General features: G+C 41.0%; 22 protein-coding genes. 14 read left to right on the forward strand and 8 right to left on the reverse strand.

Annotation, left to right across the window (positions count from 1 at the left end; genetic code table 11):
• Window positions 1-10: 10 nt before the first annotated feature.
• From ACFPZG_RS16345 to ACFPZG_RS16355, 3 genes are all read left to right on the forward strand, one after another.
• Complete coding sequence (locus ACFPZG_RS16345) at window positions 11-358, forward strand: YlbF family regulator (protein ID WP_283734589.1); 348 nt, start codon at window positions 11-13, stop codon at window positions 356-358.
• A 69-nt stretch (window positions 359-427) separates the two neighbouring features.
• The gene (locus tag ACFPZG_RS16350) at window positions 428-1,939 is read left to right on the forward strand and encodes a coproporphyrinogen III oxidase (RefSeq protein ID WP_317941216.1); all 1,512 of its coding nucleotides are present in this window, start codon (window positions 428-430) and stop codon (window positions 1,937-1,939) included.
• A 125-nt stretch (window positions 1,940-2,064) separates the two neighbouring features.
• Complete coding sequence (locus ACFPZG_RS16355; protein ID WP_283734136.1) at window positions 2,065-2,844, forward strand: enoyl-CoA hydratase; 780 nt, start codon at window positions 2,065-2,067, stop codon at window positions 2,842-2,844.
• A gap of 405 nt (window positions 2,845-3,249) precedes the next feature.
• Here the strand turns inward: ACFPZG_RS16355 and mgsA are convergent, their stop codons facing one another.
• Both mgsA and ACFPZG_RS16365 read right to left on the reverse strand, forming a co-directional pair.
• The gene (gene mgsA / locus ACFPZG_RS16360; RefSeq protein ID WP_317941238.1) at window positions 3,250-3,681 is read right to left on the reverse strand and encodes a methylglyoxal synthase; all 432 of its coding nucleotides are present in this window, start codon (window positions 3,679-3,681) and stop codon (window positions 3,250-3,252) included.
• Window positions 3,682-3,757: 76 nt separating this feature from the next.
• The gene (locus ACFPZG_RS16365) at window positions 3,758-3,973 is read right to left on the reverse strand and encodes a YhzD family protein (protein ID WP_381428034.1); all 216 of its coding nucleotides are present in this window, start codon (window positions 3,971-3,973) and stop codon (window positions 3,758-3,760) included.
• A gap of 159 nt (window positions 3,974-4,132) precedes the next feature.
• On the opposite strand from ACFPZG_RS16365, the gene ACFPZG_RS16370 reads away from it, so the two are divergent.
• The 8 genes from ACFPZG_RS16370 to yhaM all read left to right on the forward strand — a co-directional run bounded on the left by ACFPZG_RS16370 (window position 4,133) and on the right by yhaM (window position 12,552).
• Window positions 4,133-4,309, forward strand: a complete 177-nt coding sequence (locus ACFPZG_RS16370) for a helix-turn-helix transcriptional regulator (protein WP_381428037.1) — start codon at window positions 4,133-4,135, stop codon at window positions 4,307-4,309.
• A gap of 4 nt (window positions 4,310-4,313) precedes the next feature.
• Window positions 4,314-4,625, forward strand: coding sequence for a hypothetical protein (locus ACFPZG_RS16375; RefSeq protein ID WP_283734138.1), 312 nt, complete (start codon window positions 4,314-4,316; stop codon window positions 4,623-4,625).
• A gap of 19 nt (window positions 4,626-4,644) precedes the next feature.
• Window positions 4,645-4,947 (forward strand): DUF3796 domain-containing protein, encoded by a 303-nt coding sequence (locus tag ACFPZG_RS16380; protein ID WP_317941217.1) that lies wholly within the window; start codon window positions 4,645-4,647, stop codon window positions 4,945-4,947.
• A gap of 63 nt (window positions 4,948-5,010) precedes the next feature.
• On the forward strand, window positions 5,011-5,910 hold the full coding sequence (locus ACFPZG_RS16385) for an ABC transporter ATP-binding protein (RefSeq protein WP_283734140.1): 900 nt from the start codon (window positions 5,011-5,013) through the stop codon (window positions 5,908-5,910).
• Window positions 5,903-7,162: an ABC transporter permease gene (locus tag ACFPZG_RS16390; protein ID WP_317941218.1), complete on the forward strand. Its 1,260-nt coding sequence runs from the start codon at window positions 5,903-5,905 to the stop codon at window positions 7,160-7,162. Before ACFPZG_RS16385 ends, ACFPZG_RS16390 begins: the two co-directional genes overlap by 8 nt.
• A gap of 338 nt (window positions 7,163-7,500) precedes the next feature.
• Entirely contained in the window at window positions 7,501-8,718 is a 1,218-nt protein-coding gene (locus ACFPZG_RS16395) for a metallophosphoesterase family protein (RefSeq protein ID WP_317941219.1), read from the forward strand.
• A gap of 10 nt (window positions 8,719-8,728) precedes the next feature.
• Complete coding sequence (locus ACFPZG_RS16400) at window positions 8,729-11,617, forward strand: ATP-binding protein (protein ID WP_317941220.1); 2,889 nt, start codon at window positions 8,729-8,731, stop codon at window positions 11,615-11,617.
• Window positions 11,614-12,552, forward strand: a complete 939-nt coding sequence (gene yhaM, locus ACFPZG_RS16405; RefSeq protein WP_283734145.1) for a 3'-5' exoribonuclease YhaM — start codon at window positions 11,614-11,616, stop codon at window positions 12,550-12,552. The genes ACFPZG_RS16400 and yhaM overlap by 4 nt, the downstream gene beginning before the upstream one ends.
• A 66-nt stretch (window positions 12,553-12,618) precedes the next feature.
• Here yhaM and ACFPZG_RS16410 read toward each other — a convergent pair whose 3' ends face one another.
• Complete coding sequence (locus ACFPZG_RS16410; protein ID WP_283734146.1) at window positions 12,619-13,485, reverse strand: peptidylprolyl isomerase; 867 nt, start codon at window positions 13,483-13,485, stop codon at window positions 12,619-12,621.
• A gap of 144 nt (window positions 13,486-13,629) precedes the next feature.
• Here ACFPZG_RS16410 and ACFPZG_RS16415 point away from each other — a divergent pair, with 144 nt between their 5' ends.
• Window positions 13,630-13,728 carry a YjcZ family sporulation protein gene (locus tag ACFPZG_RS16415; protein ID WP_283734147.1) on the forward strand — a complete coding sequence of 33 codons (99 nt, stop codon included), beginning with the start codon at window positions 13,630-13,632 and terminating at the stop codon, window positions 13,726-13,728.
• Between the two features lie 41 nt (window positions 13,729-13,769).
• Here ACFPZG_RS16415 and ACFPZG_RS16420 read toward each other — a convergent pair whose 3' ends face one another.
• The 3 genes from ACFPZG_RS16420 to ACFPZG_RS16430 form a co-directional block, all read right to left on the reverse strand.
• Window positions 13,770-13,961 (reverse strand): hypothetical protein, encoded by a 192-nt coding sequence (locus tag ACFPZG_RS16420; protein WP_381428048.1) that lies wholly within the window; start codon window positions 13,959-13,961, stop codon window positions 13,770-13,772.
• Window positions 13,962-14,013: 52 nt separating this feature from the next.
• Window positions 14,014-14,604 carry an HTH-type transcriptional regulator Hpr gene (locus ACFPZG_RS16425; protein WP_283734148.1) on the reverse strand — a complete coding sequence of 197 codons (591 nt, stop codon included), beginning with the start codon at window positions 14,602-14,604 and terminating at the stop codon, window positions 14,014-14,016.
• Window positions 14,605-14,772: 168 nt separating this feature from the next.
• Window positions 14,773-15,135 carry a YtxH domain-containing protein gene (locus tag ACFPZG_RS16430; protein WP_283734149.1) on the reverse strand — a complete coding sequence of 121 codons (363 nt, stop codon included), beginning with the start codon at window positions 15,133-15,135 and terminating at the stop codon, window positions 14,773-14,775.
• 727 nt (window positions 15,136-15,862) lie between these two features.
• Here ACFPZG_RS16430 and ACFPZG_RS16435 point away from each other — a divergent pair.
• Together ACFPZG_RS16435 and ACFPZG_RS16440 are read left to right on the forward strand one after the other, a co-directional pair.
• The gene (locus ACFPZG_RS16435; protein ID WP_283734593.1) at window positions 15,863-16,306 is read left to right on the forward strand and encodes a GNAT family N-acetyltransferase; all 444 of its coding nucleotides are present in this window, start codon (window positions 15,863-15,865) and stop codon (window positions 16,304-16,306) included.
• A 331-nt stretch (window positions 16,307-16,637) separates the two neighbouring features.
• On the forward strand, window positions 16,638-16,976 hold the full coding sequence (locus tag ACFPZG_RS16440; protein WP_283734150.1) for a hypothetical protein: 339 nt from the start codon (window positions 16,638-16,640) through the stop codon (window positions 16,974-16,976).
• 311 nt (window positions 16,977-17,287) lie between these two features.
• Here the strand turns inward: ACFPZG_RS16440 and ACFPZG_RS16445 are convergent, their stop codons facing one another.
• Together ACFPZG_RS16445 and ACFPZG_RS16450 are read right to left on the reverse strand one after the other, a co-directional pair.
• A complete protein-coding gene (locus ACFPZG_RS16445) occupies window positions 17,288-17,812 on the reverse strand; it encodes a tryptophan transporter (RefSeq protein WP_283734151.1) in 525 nt (174 codons plus the stop codon).
• Between the two features lie 118 nt (window positions 17,813-17,930).
• The gene (locus tag ACFPZG_RS16450; RefSeq protein ID WP_283734152.1) at window positions 17,931-18,359 is read right to left on the reverse strand and encodes an HIT family protein; all 429 of its coding nucleotides are present in this window, start codon (window positions 18,357-18,359) and stop codon (window positions 17,931-17,933) included.
• Window positions 18,360-18,406: the final 47 nt, after the last annotated feature.

An 18,406-nucleotide genomic window follows, 5' to 3' on the forward strand; every position in this document is an offset into this window, starting at 1 on the left:
GGAATTAATGATGACTGTTAATATTTATGATGACTTAAACAAATTGGAAGCTACACTTCGAAAGACCAATGAATTTGCTCAAGTGCAACAAGCGATTGAAGCTGTAAAGAATGATGAGCAGGCATTGGAACTGTTCAAAAGCTTCCGGAAAATCCAAATGACGCTTCAAGAAAAACAGATGCAAGGTGAGGAAATTGCGGGTGAAGAATTAGAATACGCTCAAAAAACAGCACAACTTGCACAACAAAATGAAAAAATTATGCAAATGCTTCAAGCTGAAATGGGATTGAGTGGAATGATCGAAGAAGTGAACCGCGTATTGATGAGACCTGTACAAGAGTTATATGAGCAAATGTGATGAAAAACCGGCCCAGCCGGTTTTTTTATGTTATATTTTATTTAATTAAAATAGAAGATGGAGTTAAACATGCAAAAGATAATAGTAGATAAACCTTTCGAACAAGATTGGATAAGGATGTTCACGCATCTCGCCAATCTTTTCTTTGAGCAATCAAAAGTAATTAACGACCCCGCTGAAGAGGGGATTCATATTGATATATCCGTCGACAAGGATGAAGACGGATTATTGCGCGGGAACGCAACTCTTAAACAAGACGACAATGAATACAGCGCCACATTCACTGAGCAGGAGACAAGCGATGGTTCAGAAACTGAAAACCGCCAGCTGAAAAGGATTTATTCACATGTATTCCTTGAGGTTTTGGAGCAGTTTACTGGCATGAAACAGTCATGGGGAATCCTCACTGGAATCCGACCGATGAAGCTTTATCATAAATACCGTCAGATGGGGAATGATCGTGAAACGGTCAAGCAGCTTTTAATGGACAAGCATCGGATTTCAGAAGAGAAGAGCGAGCTTTTGGAGACGATTGAACGCGTACAGTTAGGGGCCATCCCGGATTTACATGAATTAAAGGATGAAGTAAGCATTTATATCGGCATCCCTTTCTGTCCGACCAAATGCGCTTATTGCACATTTCCGGCATATGCGATCCATCGTAAAAACGGACGTGTTGAATCATTCTTGGATGGGTTACATGAAGAAATCCGCGAAATCGGGAGTTGGTTAACGAAGCGTGATATAAAGATCACGACAATCTATTTTGGCGGTGGAACCCCGACTTCAATCGAGGCGGAAGAAATGGACGCCCTTTACCAGACGATGTACGATTCATTCCCCTATATGAAGGAAGTCCGGGAAGTGACGGTCGAGGCAGGTCGCCCCGATACGATTACCCCAGCTAAAATCGATGTCCTGAAAAAATGGGGAATTGACCGAATCAGCGTTAATCCGCAATCATACACGGATGAAACGTTGAAGGCAATCGGGCGTCATCATTCCGTTCAAGAAACAATCGACAAGTTCTGGCTGTCCCGAAACATGGGCATGAAAAATATCAATATGGATTTAATTATCGGATTGCCTAATGAAGGGCTTGAAGAATTCCAGCATTCATTAAATGAAACCGAGAAAATGCAACCGGAATCACTGACGGTCCACACCCTATCATTCAAAAGGGCATCTGAAATGACAAGGAATAAAAATAAATATAAAGTTGCTGACCGGAAGACGGTTGAGCAGATGATGCAATTGGGCGAAGAGTGGACGAAGCAAAATGGCTATGTGCCTTATTATTTGTACCGCCAAAAAAACATCCTTGGAAACTTGGAAAATGTCGGCTACGCAAAACCGGGTGAAGAGAGCTTGTACAATATTATCATCATGGAAGAAGTTCAGACGATTATCGGCATTGGCTGTGGTGCTTCAAGTAAATTCATGGAGTCGGCAACCGGTAAAATCACTCAGTTTCAAAATCCGAAAGACCCAGCTGCTTATATTTTAACGTTCGAGGAATATATCGAGAAGAAGATCGAGCATTTGGAAAGGATTTTTCCGGAAGCTGTTAAAGTTGAATAATCGTGGAGAGTACGCCTTGGCAGATCGACCTGCCAAGGTTTTTCTTTTCAAAAGAAGGAGTTACATGACTTTCATCGAATAGTATCAAGTGAATGACTATTCATTTATTGAAGGGGTGTAACGATATGTATTCTACAATTGAACTGACGAAAGAAGGCAGGCTTGCTCGTTTGAAGTTGAATCGACCTGCAGCCATGAATGCTATGGATGACGTGATGATGAAGGAATTGGCAGATGCTTTTGAAGCATTAAAATCGGATACGGAAGCTCAAGTGCTGATCATTCAAGGAGAGGGAAAGATATTTTCAGCGGGAGGCGATATTAAGAAAATGGTCGATCCCGAGTCGCCAATGGATATCGGTAAGATCATGGTCGATGTATCACGTCTTGCAAAGGCGCTATACGAACTACCGCAAATTACAATTGCCGCAATCCACGGTGCTTCAGCTGGACTCGGCTTCAGCATGGCGCTCGGATGCGATGTCATTCTTGCAGAAGAAAATAGCAAACTTGCGATGAATTTCATTGGAATTGGCCTTATTCCTGACGGTGCAGGCCATTTCTTCTTGAAAGAGAGAATCGGCGTGCCACTGGCAAAACAACTTATTTGGGCCGGAGAAGTGTTGAACGGTCAAGCAGCGAAGGAGAAAGGGCTTGTCGACCAAATCGTTCCTGACGGAGCTGTCGGTCAAGCTGCAGAGGGGCTTGCGGCGAAATTCTTATCGGCGCCAATTGCAGCTATGCTTGCTTCAAAGAAGATTCTGCATGAACAAAAGATTGGCGAGCTGGAGAATGTCTTACGCATGGAAAGCGAACAGCAAGTCGCCATGCGTCAGACGGAAGATCATCTGGAAGGCATCAAGGCATTTGTCGAGAAGCGGAAACCGGAGTTTGCAGGGAAGTAAACGAGTTCTCATTAAATGTGGGAGACTTCCTGTTATTGCGGTAAGAGTTCTCGTTTAAAGTGAAAGAGTTCTCATTAATGTTGGAAGAGTTCTCTTTAATGCAGAAAGATTTCTCGTTAATGCAGCAAGAGTTCTCATTAATGCAGAAAGAGTTCTCGATTCAAGGCCATTCTTTCGCGCTAAGGTCCATTCTTTCGCGCCAAGGTCCATTCTTTTGCGTAAAGGTCCATTCTTCCCGATTTAAGGTCCATTCTTTCGCGCCAAGGTCCATTCTTTTGCGTAAAGGTCTATTCTTCCCGATTTAAGGTCCATTCTCTTGAGCTAAAGGTCCATTCTTCTCGATTCAAGGTCCATTCTTTCGCACAGAATAATCCATATCGATCAACGAAAAAAGGACCTGCTCCCTCACGAGGGATCCGGTCCTTTTGATTTGTATTTTTCCGCAGTATTGCGCCATGAGAAATAACCTTTCTCGACTGATTTAATCAATAACTCAGCAGTGGCGATATTCGTTGCAAGCGGTATTCCGTAAACATCACAAAGTCGTAATAGTGCACTGACATCCGGCTCATGCGGTTGCGCTGTCAATGGATCGCGGAAGAAAATGATCAAGTCCATCTTGCCTGTCGCAATCATCGAACCAATTTGCTGATCCCCGCCTAATGGTCCAGACATCATACGATGGACTTGAAGTCCTGTTTCTTGCATGATGCGTGTACCTGTTGTTCCAGTTGCATAAAGTTCGTATTTGGAAAAGATATGCTCATAAGCAATCGTGAAATTCACCATTTCATCTTTTTTCTTGTCATGTGCTATGAGTGCAATTTTCACAGGCAGCGCCTCCCAATCATGTTGTACATCTAAAGGGTATCACAAGGTCCGAAGCGCAGCCAAATTTTCCACTCGAATTTCCTCAGCTATGAAACAATAATAACTTTCCTGCAGGAGAAGCAAGGCGATGAGTTTGCTCAAGAAGATTTTTATCTGTAAGCATTGCAAGGCCTTTTTCTTTTGCCAAATCATCATTCTCTGCAGTAAAAGTTTCCTCGGTAATCAATTCCCCATTTTTTTCATATGCAGTCAATTTATAAGTTCCCAAGCCATTCATCCCCTTGAACGTTTTCTCCATTATACTACGAAACCATAATCAATGAATAGTCATTCATTTAATTAACAAAAAATATTTGTAAAGGTTGCTTGACATTCTGCATATAGTAAAGTAACCTTTACGTAAAGCGACCTTTACAATGTAAGGAGGTTAATTTAACTGAAAAACCAAATTAAAGATATGCGAACCGAGATGGGATTGACGCAGGATGACCTTGCGGAAAAGCTGGAAGTCTCAAGGCAGACAATCATCTCGCTCGAAAAAGGTAGATACAATCCGTCACTGATCTTAGCGTTTAAAATTGCAAAACTATTTAACTGCACAATTGAGGATATATTCCAACCGGAGGAGGAGTGAAGAGATGTACGAAGGATTCGATATTTGGGCTTTTTTACTTGGCTTACCATTAGGATTGGTCATATGGGCAATCGTCTGGTTTTTTGTAAGGAAAAAAGCGAAGAAAGAGCGCCTGTTTGACGAAAGGTATACAAATCTCCATCGACACGCAAGGTCAATCTCCTGGAAGGTGATGACCGGTGCAATTATAATCGCGTGGTTCATCGTGATGATTGTCGAAGGGGCCAAATTGGCGTTTTTCATTCTAACTGCGCTATGGGTCATTCATATGCTCTCCTGGGCGATAGGAGCAGCAATCGTCAATAAACATCATTAATCGGAAAGGAAGAATATCTATGATTCCATCAATCGAAAGCATATCGGGGTTTATTACAGGTGCGGGAATCGTACTGCTGATTGCCTTCCTTTATTTCAAAAAGGGAAGCAAAGAACGCCGCTTCGATGAAAGATACCAGGAGGTCCATGGAAAAGCGAGAACGGTCTCCTGGACGATAACACTACTTACACTGTTGTTCATGTGGGTTGGGGTCCTCATTTTTGACGGTCCGAATTTGGCATTTATCCTATTGGCAACTGCATATGGGGTGATGCTCATTTCATATGGTATCGGTGCGATGATTTACAATAGAAGAATTTGATGAAACTATTTGTCAAGTAATCACGTAGTACAAAATAGTGGGAAATAGGAAAGGGGATTTATAATGGCTTTACAACTTGAAAACGTAACAAAGCGGTTCGGGAATTTTACTGCCGTTGATAATTTGAATTTAACGGTTGATAAAGGTACAATGTACGGTTTCTTAGGGGCGAATGGTGCCGGTAAAACGACAACGTTTCGGATGATCCTTGGATTGTTGAATGCAAACAAAGGACAGATCGCCTGGAATGGCAAAACGATTTCATACGCGACAAGTCCTGAAATCGGCTATTTGCCGGAAGAACGCGGTCTTTATCCGAAGATGAAAGTGGAAGAGCAACTCATCTTCCTTGGTGAACTGAGGGGAATGAGTAAAGCGGACGCCAAGAAAGCAATCAAGTATTGGATTGAGAGATTTGAAGTACCACAGTATTTGAATAAAAAAGTAGAAGAATTATCAAAGGGAAATCAGCAAAAGATTCAAGTGATTGCTTCCCTGATGCATGATCCGAAACTTCTCATCCTTGACGAACCGTTTTCCGGACTCGACCCGGTCAATGTGGAAATGTTGAAGAAAGCGATTGTGGATTTTAGAAATAATGGGGCTACTATCCTCTTCTCGAGCCACCGGATGGACCATGTGGAGGAGCTATGTGAACAGCTAAGCATCATTCATAAAGGAGAACAAATTGTGAGTGGATCATTGCGTGAAGTGAAGCGTTCATTCGGAAGGCAAAATGTGCGAATCCGATCTGATTATGATTTGACAAGTCTTGATCGCACCCGAGGAGTCATTTCGGTAGCTCATTCAGTGGAAGGGGCCGTCTTCCAAATCGAAGAGGAAAGTGTGGCCAATCAATTATTGACTGCAGCATTGAAGGAAGGGCCAATCCGTCATTTTGAAATAGAAGAGCCTTCCTTGCAAGACATTTTCATCGCAAAGGTGGGGAAAGAACATGCGTGAATTCTGGATTATCTTCAAACAATCATTTACAACGAAGGCTAAGGCGAAGTCTTTCATTATCACAACTCTGATTATGATGGCGGCAATTTTCTTGCTTGCGAACATGCCGAAAATTATAGATACCGTACAACATATGTCAGGTGAGGATGAGAAAGAAATCCTTCAAGTCATTGACTCAAGCGGAGTACTTGTCGACAAGTTGAAGGTGCAACTTGAGGCGGGGGGAAGCGGAGTCAATGTCGAGGCGACTGGAAAATCGGTGGCTGAGCTTACTGATGAATTAAATGCAAAGAATATCGATTCCTTCCTTTCCTTATCATTGGATGAACAAGGCATTATCCATGCAAATTATACAACGATGAGCTTAATAGTTTTCAATTTACCAGCTCGCATTCAAGATGCTTTGCAATCGATACAGACTCAAATGAAAGCAGATGAGCTCGCTTTATCCAGCGCAGAAGTCCAAACACTGTTCACACCCATTCAATTTGAACAGCAAAATGTCTCACCTTCTGCAAAATCGGAAGAAGAGTTGATCACTGCACAAATACTTGTCTACATCCTGATGTTCGTTATATACATTTCTGTTATTATGTATTCGACTATGATCGCGATGGATGTTGCGAATGAAAAGTCATCAAGAGTAATGGAAATCATGATTTCAAGCGTATCTCCTGTAAAGCATATGTTTGCGAAAGTATTAGGCATCGGGTCACTTGGAATCTTGCAAATCATCATCTACGGAATTACAGGTTTCATCGCTTTCAAAACGTCTGCAACTGAAGTACCAGGAGGGTTTTCAGAAATCTTCAGCTTGAAAAATGTAAGTCCGAGTACATTGGTGTACGCAGCAATTTTCTTCGTCTTAGGTTATTTCCTATATGCGACACTTGCTGCATTATTGGGGTCATTGGTGAGCAGAACGGAAGATGTTCAGCAAATGATCATGCCGATGACGGTGCTTATCGTAATTGGATTCATCATCGCTGCAACTGGTCTTAACAACCCTGAAGCAGCCTATGTGCAATATACATCATTTTTCCCTTTCTTCGCCCCGTTTGTCATGTTCTTGCGGGTAGGAGTTTTAGGTTTGCCGATGTGGGAACCAGTACTTGCGATTGCTATCATGCTATTTACCATTTTCATCCTTGGGTGGTTCGGAGCAAGAGTCTATCGTGGGGGAGTCCTCATGTATGGCCCATCTCGCTCATTAAAGGATATTAAAAAAGCGATTCAATTAGGGAAAGAATAAAATTAAAGCCGCTTCGCGTTGATGAAAACAACGCCGGGGCGGTTTTTTTATGGCATTTAAAAGTTATCGGTCACTCCGGGGAAGTTATCGGTCATCGGCGAGGATATCGATCATTTCCCGGATTTTATCGGTTATTTCCCGAGATATATCGATCAATTGGGAGAAGATATCGATCATTTCCCGTATTATATTGATCATTTCCCAAGATATATTGTCATTTTAGGACCTTTGTCTCGCTTCCCCGCAACCCCCCCACACCCACGTTTGATTATTTCTATAAACCTCCCCCATATGGTAGAATTAGAACAAATATTCGTTTTGAAAGGAGGCCATTTAAGTTGTCGACAATCCGATTTATACATGCGGCGGATTTGCATCTGGACAGCCCATTTAAAGGGATGACGGGGCTACCACCAAAGCGTTTGAATGAACTGCGAGAAAGTACATTTACAGCATTCAATCGGCTCATTGATCACGCCTTGCAAACCCACCCGGATTTCATCCTCATAGTAGGTGATTTGTATGATGGGGAGGATCGAAGCTTGCGCGCACAGCAGAAATTCCGGGAGGGGATGGAGAGGCTGAACGAAGCTGAAATTCCGGTGTTCATCACATACGGCAACCATGATCATCTTGGCGGGAATTGGACACGGTTTGAGATGCCTCCGAATGTTTTCGAGTTCAAGGAGAATATCGAAGAAGTGTCGTTAAGCGTCAGGGGGCAGGAAGTCATCCTACATGGATTCAGTTATCCTAAACGGCATGTGCGTGAGGAAATGGTGAATCATTTTCCTGTCGCTACGGATCCTCACGCCTTCCATATCGGACTGTTGCACGGAAGCGTTGCGGGGAATGAATCGCATGCAGTATACGCGCCTTTCACGCTATCAGACCTACAGTCGAAGCATTATGATTACTGGGCACTCGGGCATATCCATACCCGGCAGCAGTTAAGCGTTGATCCGCCCGTTGTCTATCCGGGGAATATCCAAGGCCGCCATCGAAATGAAACGGGCGAAAAAGGGTTTTACGAGGTCGAGTTAAGTAAAACGGATACTACGCTTTCGTTTATCCCAACATCGGCTGTCCATTTCGGACAACTTGAGATACCATGCAGTGGAATCCGCCATGCGAATGAATGGCTTCGCCAATCGGAAGAAGCTCTGAATGAATACACCTCAGATAAAGGGCCGTCCATCGTCGATCTGACAATAATGATCATGGACGTGGAAACAGCCGACTTCTTTGCACAGTCCCCTGATGAAATATGGCTCGAGGCAATCCGTGAAATGTTCGACGGCAAGGAGCCATTTGTCTGGGTGCAGCGTATTACAATTAAGAACTTGGTTCGTTCAGAAAGCAGCAATAATCTTCTTGAAGCCGTCCTCGGTCAAGTCGAGAACTGGTCATCCGACGAATGGAATCATATACTTGGAGACCTATACCAGCATGTACGGGCAATCCGCTATCTTGATGCGTTTACTGAAGAGGATCTCTCTGAATTACAAGAGGATGTTGAACAGCTACTGTTAAAGGAGTTACCATCGGCGAAATGAGGTGAAAATCGTGAAGATCAAAAAGATCGTTATTTATGGCTTCGGCAAGCATGAGAATAAAACGATAGACTTTGATGACGGGGTCAATGTGATCTATGGACAAAATGAAGCCGGCAAGACGACAATCCAGCAATTTATCGTTCAGACGCTTTTCGGCTATCCGCAAAAAAATAGTGCACAGCTACGATATGAGCCGAAATCCGGTGGGAAATATGGGGGACAAGTCCATTTACATGACGAGGTTTACGGTGATTGCATCATTGAACGGGTTCGTGGGAAATCATCCGGAGATGTGACGGTGATTTTCGAAGATGGATCACAGGGCGGAGAAGAAGCGTTGCAGAACTTGCTCAGGCAGTATGACCGTGCTTCATTTGAATCGGTATTCTCATTCTCTCTTCTACAACTACAAGGATTTGAACGGATGGACGAGATCGAGTTAAGCCGTACGCTATTGGCTTCCGGAACAACCGGAATCGATTCACTGTTAAGTGTGGAAAGAAAGTTGGAAAAGGAAATCGGTGATTTATTCAAAAAGACTGGACGAAATCCGGAGATGAACGTACGGCTTCAAGAATTAAAGGATTTGGAAGCTGATTTAAAAAAGGAACAGGAAAGTGTATCTGACTACTCACCTAAAGTAAAGAGGATTCGCGAAATTGAGCATGAATGGACGGATGCTAAAGAGGCATATGATAGAGTTCGTGAACAGAAACAGTTGCTTGGTCTCCAACTGCAGTTATTACCTTTACACGAACAAAAACAGACACTTTTAACCAAGCTGGATCGTCTGGGGGAAGTTGTTTTTCCGGCAGATGGAATTAGACGTTTTGAAACGGTCAAAAGTAAGTTGACTGAAATGGAAGCGAAGATGCGGGGACTTAATGATGAAATCGAGGGTTTGAATAAACAATTGTTAGATCGTCCGGACAATCAAACAGTCATGACTATCGATGGATTACTCAACAGGGAACCCGAGTGGCATAAATGGCGCACTGAGTTAGGCACGATCCGTGAGCAAATAAGGCATTTAAAGGAAAAGAGGCTTCAGTTGCTCGACCGCCTTGGTCTGGATACGGATGATTTAATCCTTGAAGCAGATGTATCCATCCATCAGGAAGAAAGTTTATACGATCAGCTGCAAACAATTGCGGAGTTTGATAGGCAGCTTGGCTATATCGACCGACAGCTTACCCAACTGGAGAATGCCCTTGGTGAAGTGAGAAACGATCAGCTTGCCTTAAAGAAAAATCCCCCGTCTGATGAAGAACAGAAACGGGTGGATGAATGGCCATCGATCGAAAGTCGCCTATCTGAAGCAAAAGCCTATCTTCAATTCAGCCAATCTAAGAGCACGAGCGGGAACTCCCTTCCTTTCCTATTAATGTTCATCGTTGCGATTTTGGCAATTGGGTTCGGTCTAATGGATAAGCAATGGTTGTTTGTTATTATTGGCATCTGTATCGCAGGAGCGGCTGTTATTTTAGGATTTGGGAATAAAAAGCAACCCGATGATTCGAAAACGGTAGAAATGCAAAAGTTTGTTGACACGTATTCAGCCTACGAGAATCAAATGAGGGGACTAACTGAAAAAATTGCTGCCTACCGTCAGAGGGATAGTCAATTAACCGAAACCGCTCGTACTTATGAGCGGCAGATGAGTGGAATTGAAACTGAATTTGAAAATCTTTCACGTAAGAAGGAGAATCTTGAGGAAGCTTTAAGTGGATTTTTCATTGCGTATGGCATGCGTAAGATTCCGAATTCGGGTATTCTTCATGAATTCTTCGGGATGGCTCGGATGATACAAGAAATTAATCGGGAATCCTTTGAACTGAATGATAAACACGGTCAATTGATAGATCAAATCCAGGAAAGACGGGAACAAATTGAATCCATTATTGGATTGGAAGTACCTGAAGATACTCTTTATGACAAGTTAAGAAGTGAGTTCATTCGAAGAAAATCTGATATGCAAACCTTCACGACAATATCTAAGCGATTGGAAATAGTACTTACAGAACGAAATGATCTAAATGCAATCATTGAGTCATTGCAAGAACAACGAAATCATTTATTCAAAGAAGCTTGTGTTGATACGGAAGAGCAATATTATCAGGCGTACACTGACTTTGAGGAGAAGGCCCGGTTAGGTAAGCAATTAGAAGACACGGATTCCCAATTAGGAGTTCATGAAGAACGAGTGGGAGATTATGACCTATCCGAGGAAGAGCTGAAGATGAAGATCAGGGACGCGGAAAAAGAACTTTTTGAATTAGAAGCCCGACTGGATCAGTTCGTGCAGGAAAAGACGACATTGAAAATCGAGACGGAAAAATTGTTGACGGATGATGCTTACCAGCAAAAACAGCAGGTCTTCGAATTGAAGAAAGCTGAGTTCGCCGAGCTTGCGAAAAAATGGGCTGTTCGTCAAACGGCCGTGACGGCTATAAAAGGCATGATGAAAGATCTGAAGGATAAAAAACTTCCTAAAGTATTGTCAGGGGCCGAAAGCCTTTTCCGTGAACTGACCGGGGAGGAATATGTTTCCCTTACCATACTGGAGAATGGCCTTTTCCAGGCGGTATCACGGGATGGAATGCGATACCCGATTATCGAGCTTAGCCAGGCGACAAAGGAACAGGCATATATCTCGTTAAGGCTATCGTTGGCGGTGGAAATGGAAAGGACAGCACCATTTCCAATCATTATGGATGACCCATTTGTCCACTTTGACGAATTAAGACTTTCCCGCATGAAAAAAATTGTGGAGCAGTTAAGCATAAAGCATCAGTTCATCTACTTCACTTGTCATGATAAGATAGTAGAAGAATGGACAAACGATAAAGTTATTACCGTTTCCAATATCGGAAGCGTCAAGGGGGCGATCATAAAATGAAAAAAATCATGGAACACCAAGTCGGCGAGACTGTCGATATTTTTTTACTCATTAAACAATCGACGAAAGGAATCACACAACAGGGCAGTCCTTTCATGACCCTCATTTTACAAGATAAGAGCGGTGATATAGAAGCGAAGCTTTGGGATACTGGCGATGATCATGAGAAATTATATGCAGCTGCGACAATCGTGAAAATTGGCGGAGAAGTCCATGAGTACCGGGGCAAAAACCAACTTCGTATTAAAAGCATCCGCCCGGTAAAAGAAGATGAAGGCGTGTCAATATCCGACTTAGTCCCTTCAGCTGCAAAAAGCAAGGAAGCCCTTTATGAGGAACTAATGCAGTATTTCTTTGAGATGAAAAATCCGCAAATTCAACGGATTACCAGACATTTATTGAAAAAACATCAATCCGATTTTCTTGTGTATCCGGCAGCGACAAGAAATCATCATGATTACGTATCCGGGTTATTGGATCATGTCGTGTCGATGTTGAAGCTTGGAAAGGCAATTGCCGAATTGTATCCTACCTTGAATAAAGACCTTCTTTACGCAGGTATCATTTTGCATGATATTGGTAAAGTGATTGAGCTTTCAGGACCAATCGGAACACAATATACAGTCGAAGGAAATTTGCTTGGTCACATCACCATTATGGTCAATGAAATCTCAAAAGCGGCCGAAGAATTGGAAATAATCGGTGAAGAAGTAATGCTACTTCAACATATGGTCCTCTCCCATCACGGTAAAGAGGAGTGGGGAAGCCCGAAACGTCCAATGCTTATGGAGGCGGAAGTGCTCCATTATATCGATAATATCGATGCGAAAATGAATATGCTCAATCGAGTGATGTCAAAAACCGCAAATGGCGAATTTACGGAGCGAGTTTTCGCGCTCGATAATCGATCATTTTATAAGCCAAACTTAGACTGATACCCGAAGTTAGACACTAAAAAAGAGCTCCAGAAAGTCAAAGACTTATCTGGAGCTCTTTTACTATTATTTATTTTCTTTGTTCGGCAAGTACATATCAAGTACATGTTTGAACTCGTCAGCTTTAATGTCGATATCTGCAGCTTTGATCAATTCTTCAAGTTTTGCTTCGAATTGAGCACCTTTTTGAAGATTTTCAAGTTCTGCTTTTATTTCTTCTTCAGTTTTGTCGGTTTCAGCAGGACGTGTTTCAAGCAATTCGATAATGTGGTAACCATAGCTTGTCTTCACAGGCTCACTGATTTCTCCAACTTTAAGAGCGTATGTCGCATCTTCAAATTCTTGAAGCATCTTACCTGGGCCGAACCAACCTAAATCGCCACCTGTTTGTTGAGCAATTGGTTCAGTTGAAAATTCCTTCGCTAACGCTTCGAAATCTCCGCCTTCATTTAACTTTTTGATGATTTCTTGGGCTTTCTTTTCATCTTCCACAAGAATATGGCGGGCGTGGACTTCAGTTTTTGCGCGTTCCAAGCCTTTTGCAAGTTCTTCTTCATCTACTGTCAACGACTCAATCAATTTACCTTGAAGCATTTCAGCCTTCACTTGGTTTTCGAAGAATCTTTCATTGATACCTTTTGATTGAAGGAATAATTCGAAGTTTTCGCCGTATCCTTCTTTTTGTTTTTTGATTTCATCTTTCAATTCCTTGTCGGAAATTTTATATTCATTCTCCAAAGCTTGCTGAAGCAGAAGGTTTTCGAATACTGTTGCGCCAATCGCACCCTTCATTTCTTCATAGAGGTCCTCTTTAGTGATTGTCCCGGACTTTGTTGTTGCGAAAACCTCATCATCAGTTGCTTTTTCGTTGTTACATGCAGCGAGGGCTAAAACCGAAGCCGCCATCGTCATTGCAAGGACTGTTTTTTTCATATCTATTCTCTCCTAACTTTTGTGTACGACAGTTGATACTATATCATATAAACAACATGAAGATAAAACAAAATGGTTCTTTCCGGTTTGCCTATAACGCGAAATCTGCTCAGCATAGGATACATATAGAGAGGAGGTGCTCGAATGAGTGGATTCAGCCATGGGCAAGGAGCTTCCGGGTTTGCGTTAATCGTAGTATTGTTTATTTTGTTGATTATTGTAGGGGCTGCATTTTTGTACTAAGATGAAAAGTCCAACTTCCCAATAGGGGAGTTGGACTTTTATTATACTTTCAATAGAACCTCTAAATAGAACGACAGTATTAAAATAGTAACTAGGATGTTGACCGTTCGATATATTTTAGGTTGCTTTTCTTCTGGAATTTCTCTAGATTGGCATAATGCAAATGTCATTTTGTTTATTTGAAATAAGTAAAATAATGAAAATAGAACTGTAATGACAAGGATCAAATCCATTCCTCCTCTTCAACGCTTCTTTAATAATAGCAGACGCCAAACGAAAATGACATTATTTTTCATCGACAGCTTGTAATTCTGGCTCCCTCTTTGTTACAGAAATTAATTCTCCATCTGTTTCGTCAAAAGCACTGTCGATTCGCTTAAATCCTTGTTCGAAGATTTCCATGAAATCTTCACCGTAAATATTCCGTATAACCGACATCACTTCTAAAAATTCAGGGAATTTACCGTATATACTTTTAATAGGGAGTGAACCTTCAAGAATTCCATGATTGGAATCATAGTAGTTTTCATTCATTTCTTGAAGGACCACTTCACCTTCTTCTGTGACAGCGATGTATGTATTCCGACGATCGTCTTCTTTTTTAAAGAATTCGAGGTAACCCCGTTCTTCCAGTTTCTTTGAGAAGTTAAACGCAGTGGATACGTGCATGACACCAAATTTAGCGACGTCTGAAATTGTAGCCCCTTGGAGGTGGTAAGCGATCCAAAGGATATGGTGTTCATTAATATTCAAGTCATAAGGTTTTATCCATTGTTGCCAGTCTTTTTCGACGGCCTTCCATAAGGCCTTTGACATTTGGGCAACACGCTGACTATAAATCATCGCCTCTTTTTGCGAAAACTTTTGTTCAGACATAAAATACCTCCAAGATTAAATAGTGTGTTTATTTTCATTATAGCAGGAAAACTTCAAATAAAAAAGTTGGAATTGCAAAAATACTTATTTGTGAGAAATAAATGTTGCTTTTCGTTACAAGCTAAACAAAAAAAGTTATCCGATAGTGAGATCGGATAACTTTTTTGCTTATTTCTGGTGGTTTGAAATTGTTTGTTCCAGTTCTTCGAGAGAGGACTGGATCGCTTGTATTTTCTTTTCAAGTCGCTGTTTGTTTGATTCAGTGGAATGTTGCCATTGTTCAATTGATCCTTTGATATCCTGAACTGTTTCAGGCACCAATTCTTTTGCTTCCTTCGTCATATGCGAGATGGAAGTCTTTAACTCGGAAATTTTGACTTTAACGTCATTCAATTTATGCTTCATGTCAGTTGAAGCGCTTTTAACGGACGAGCGTATTTCGCTTCCCGTCTGTGGAGTGGAAAATAACACAGTGACAGCAGCCGTCACTGAACCTGCAAGTAATCCTACTAAAAATGTAGATGTTTTCATGGATTACACTCCTTTCAATAAATAGTATTCCTTCTATACTATAATTAAAACATGGTAAGAAGTTTCCGGCAAATAAAAAAAGTACAATCTAATACACCGTTGATTTGCGCTACAGGCGGACGCTTTCCGCGGGGCGCGGGTGAGCCTCCTCGTCGCTTCGCTTCTGCGGGGTCTCACCATTCGCGCTAACCCCCGCAGGAGTCGCCTCCTTCCGCTACAATCAACTGATATCTGCTTTTTACATGGATACCTCGGTACACCAGGAGAAATCGGTAAAAAGCATAACATATGGTGACGCAATCCAGACTTGAATCGATGTCCCATTTTGTTGTTGTATCATCGTTTAAGTCAATTAACGATATTAAATCGCACTATAATTGCATTGTTACAATGTTTACTAATTGGTTAGTGGAATGGCTTCCTTGAATGTAATTCTGGATTAATTGGAAATGTCGGAAGATACAATGAGTTTTGTGCTAAAATAGATTTACAAGAAGATGTCTTTCAGCAATCGGGCCATTATGTGGCATAGAGTTATAATAATAAAGTGATGCAATGCGACTATATGAATGACTATTATCAAGGAGAACTGATTCAAAATCAATTGGAGCATTAAGTTTTAGGATTTCAATGTTGTATTAAAATTTATTTGCCAATTCCACTTTTCAAAAGTTGAATTATTTACATTAAACATCCTTGGCTATGTTTGGAAGGAGATATTTCTTTGGTGGAGTTAAGAACGATTAATAGTGACAATTATGAGGAATGTTTAAACTTGCAAACAACTGATACCAATGTGGACTTTGTAGACCCTGTAGCGTGGTCTTTAGCAGAAGCGTGGGTGCTTTATGATGATTCACGTCCTTTTGCAATTTATGCCGATAATGTGATGGTGGGCTATGTTTTAATGTATATTGGCGAAAATAATCCCCAAATCATAAATTTTATGATAGACAGCCGTTTTCAAAAAAGAGGTTATGGATCAGCAGCAGCTAGGCTTTGTGTTGAATATTTGTGTAAAGAATACAGTGCAAGTAGAATTTCCATACCAGTTAATTTAGAAAATATAACCGCACAGAAATTTTGGAGTAACATAGGCTTTGAAATAACAGACGATATGGAGAATGGTTATCTTTATATGCGGTTGTACATACCAGAAAAATATGTCTGAGCATATGAAGATGGAACCCATTTCCATAATCGGGCGCATTAATGTATAACTGCTGCACTGCAAATTAACATCCTTCGAATAATAACATTTTGTTTTCAAAAGGAGTATCACATGGAAAAACTATTAAAGTTTATAATCGCCATTTCATTATTAATTCTTGCACTTAATAGTTTCCGTATTGTTAGCTACCTTCGTAACCTAACGGAATTAATGGGAGCATTAATAAACGCTACAAATTAGAAGCGATTAATTGTCCTGCAAACGGGCGCAGTTACGGCAAGGACTGCACTTTAAACGGGTTGGAATTATCTTAGGCATAGTAGTAATTGTTGTGGTAGTTTTTATATTAGTAAATAAATTATATTATCCTTCATTGCCGATAGATAATTTATCAGCAAAAGAAGCAATTGAAAAACTAAAAAGCTCAGATGGGAAGATAGTAGAGATTGCAACAGAAGATGATTACATCTGGTATATTACAGGAACTGAAAATGAAGGTATTTTGATAGCAGATGATAATATTATTGGAAAGACAAGTGTGCAATTGTACAGACACAGAAAGGATTTAATCTTCGTATCACTAATTTCAATCAAGGGAATATATTTAATGATTTATTTGATTTTGCTACTGCCAATGAAATACCGATTTCCAAAACAAAGGATTACCTAATTTTAGAGAAACCGCAATGAATGCAATAAGCAGGAAGTGAACTTAATGGTGTTTTATGGTGTTAATGCCATTCCAGAAAAGAGAGTGCGATAGTTGAACAACTAACACAAAATTTCATTAGGAAATTTTGTAATTAAAAAACCACACAGGCATAATAATCTGTGCGGTTTTTCTTGCTTTTTTATTGTTAATCTATGTTTAAAATATATGCTGAAACGGTTGTTATTTTACTTGCTATTAGTTTTTTTCTTCCCACCAACCGAACCCGTTAAAGAAAAACCTTTGCCTGGATTCTTATAGTTACCTTTATTTCAATTGGATAATGCTGTTTTGAAGGATGTGCGCTTAAGCAATCCTTTGATGATTGGATAAATGATGAAAAATACAATACCATTCATTGCGACTGTAGGTAAAACGACAGTAACGAATAGGAGTCCGAAAGGTACAGTTGCTCCCATCACATAGATTGCAACTAATAGGAAGATACTTCCGGAAAGTATTGTTCCGGCGCAGGTGATGGCTGTTGATACGGCCAAATGGTTTACAGTTTTCTTTAGCAATAGAATTACGGCGTAAACGACAAATGCTGTAATCGGCTTATCGATAATATTCGGGATGAATCCACCAGGGAAACTTGTAAATATCCCAGAAAGGACCCCAGTTGTAGCCCCAAGTAAAAAGACGCTTCGGACATCCGGGAATAGTAAAATCCCGATGATCATCATCGTCAACATAAAGTCAGGCTTCATGCCCTCGCCGTATCCTGGTATGACCAAGTACAAAGCGGCACCGACGGCTACTAATAATGCCATCAGCGTAAGTTGTTTCGTATTCATTTCTCATCTCTCCTCAACTCAACTATTATTTTGGGGTTTTCCTGACGTATCCTCGTGATCGGCAGCGAAAACTTATCTGTAATTGTACGCTTATTTTTCTAACTAATCAATGGATAGTTTATTCCTGCCCAAATCGATTACGGATTTGTACTGCGATTTCTTTGATCCTATCTTGTGTGAACTCTTCCACTTTAGGATTCCAGTTGGAACTATAGCCGTCCGTCTCGTCAAAACGCGGGATGAAGTGAAGATGGAAATGAAAGACAGATTGATCTGCATGAGAGCCATTGTTTTGCAGTAGGTTCATGCCGGCAGGGTTGAATTCTTCCTTTAGGATATTTGCGATTTTTGGTGCGACTGCAAATAAGTTGGATGCTTCTTCTTCTGTCATATCATAAATGTTTTCCCGATGGTTTTTAGGAATCAATAAAACATGCCCTTTCGTTACAGGCATGATATTCATAAATGCAACGACATGCTCGTCCTCATAAATCTTTTCACTTGGTAAAGAACCTTCTACAATTTTACAAAAAACACATGATGTCATTTTTTATTTCATCCTTTCTGTTTGTGATCGCTAAATACATATTCATG

This window comes from Sporosarcina thermotolerans (assembly GCF_042658975.1).
Lineage (GTDB): Bacteria > Bacillota > Bacilli > Bacillales_A > Planococcaceae > Sporosarcina > Sporosarcina thermotolerans.

Coding starts and splice junctions, on each gene's coding strand:
- ACFPZG_RS16345 (WP_283734589.1), top strand. CDS start 11: ATGACTGTTAATATTTATGATGACTTAAACAAATTGGAAGCTACACTT.
- ACFPZG_RS16350 (WP_317941216.1), top strand. CDS start 428: ATGCAAAAGATAATAGTAGATAAACCTTTCGAACAAGATTGGATAAGG.
- ACFPZG_RS16355 (WP_283734136.1), top strand. CDS start 2,065: ATGTATTCTACAATTGAACTGACGAAAGAAGGCAGGCTTGCTCGTTTG.
- ACFPZG_RS16365 (WP_381428034.1), bottom strand. CDS start 3,973: ATGGAGAAAACGTTCAAGGGGATGAATGGCTTGGGAACTTATAAATTG.
- ACFPZG_RS16370 (WP_381428037.1), top strand. CDS start 4,133: ATGCGAACCGAGATGGGATTGACGCAGGATGACCTTGCGGAAAAGCTG.
- ACFPZG_RS16375 (WP_283734138.1), top strand. CDS start 4,314: ATGTACGAAGGATTCGATATTTGGGCTTTTTTACTTGGCTTACCATTA.
- ACFPZG_RS16380 (WP_317941217.1), top strand. CDS start 4,645: ATGATTCCATCAATCGAAAGCATATCGGGGTTTATTACAGGTGCGGGA.
- ACFPZG_RS16385 (WP_283734140.1), top strand. CDS start 5,011: ATGGCTTTACAACTTGAAAACGTAACAAAGCGGTTCGGGAATTTTACT.
- ACFPZG_RS16390 (WP_317941218.1), top strand. CDS start 5,903: ATGCGTGAATTCTGGATTATCTTCAAACAATCATTTACAACGAAGGCT.
- yhaM (WP_283734145.1), top strand. CDS start 11,614: ATGAAAAAAATCATGGAACACCAAGTCGGCGAGACTGTCGATATTTTT.
- ACFPZG_RS16410 (WP_283734146.1), bottom strand. CDS start 13,485: ATGAAAAAAACAGTCCTTGCAATGACGATGGCGGCTTCGGTTTTAGCC.
- ACFPZG_RS16415 (WP_283734147.1), top strand. CDS start 13,630: ATGAGTGGATTCAGCCATGGGCAAGGAGCTTCCGGGTTTGCGTTAATC.
- ACFPZG_RS16420 (WP_381428048.1), bottom strand. CDS start 13,961: ATGGATTTGATCCTTGTCATTACAGTTCTATTTTCATTATTTTACTTA.
- ACFPZG_RS16425 (WP_283734148.1), bottom strand. CDS start 14,604: ATGTCTGAACAAAAGTTTTCGCAAAAAGAGGCGATGATTTATAGTCAG.
- ACFPZG_RS16430 (WP_283734149.1), bottom strand. CDS start 15,135: ATGAAAACATCTACATTTTTAGTAGGATTACTTGCAGGTTCAGTGACG.
- ACFPZG_RS16445 (WP_283734151.1), bottom strand. CDS start 17,812: ATGAATACGAAACAACTTACGCTGATGGCATTATTAGTAGCCGTCGGT.
- ACFPZG_RS16450 (WP_283734152.1), bottom strand. CDS start 18,359: ATGACATCATGTGTTTTTTGTAAAATTGTAGAAGGTTCTTTACCAAGT.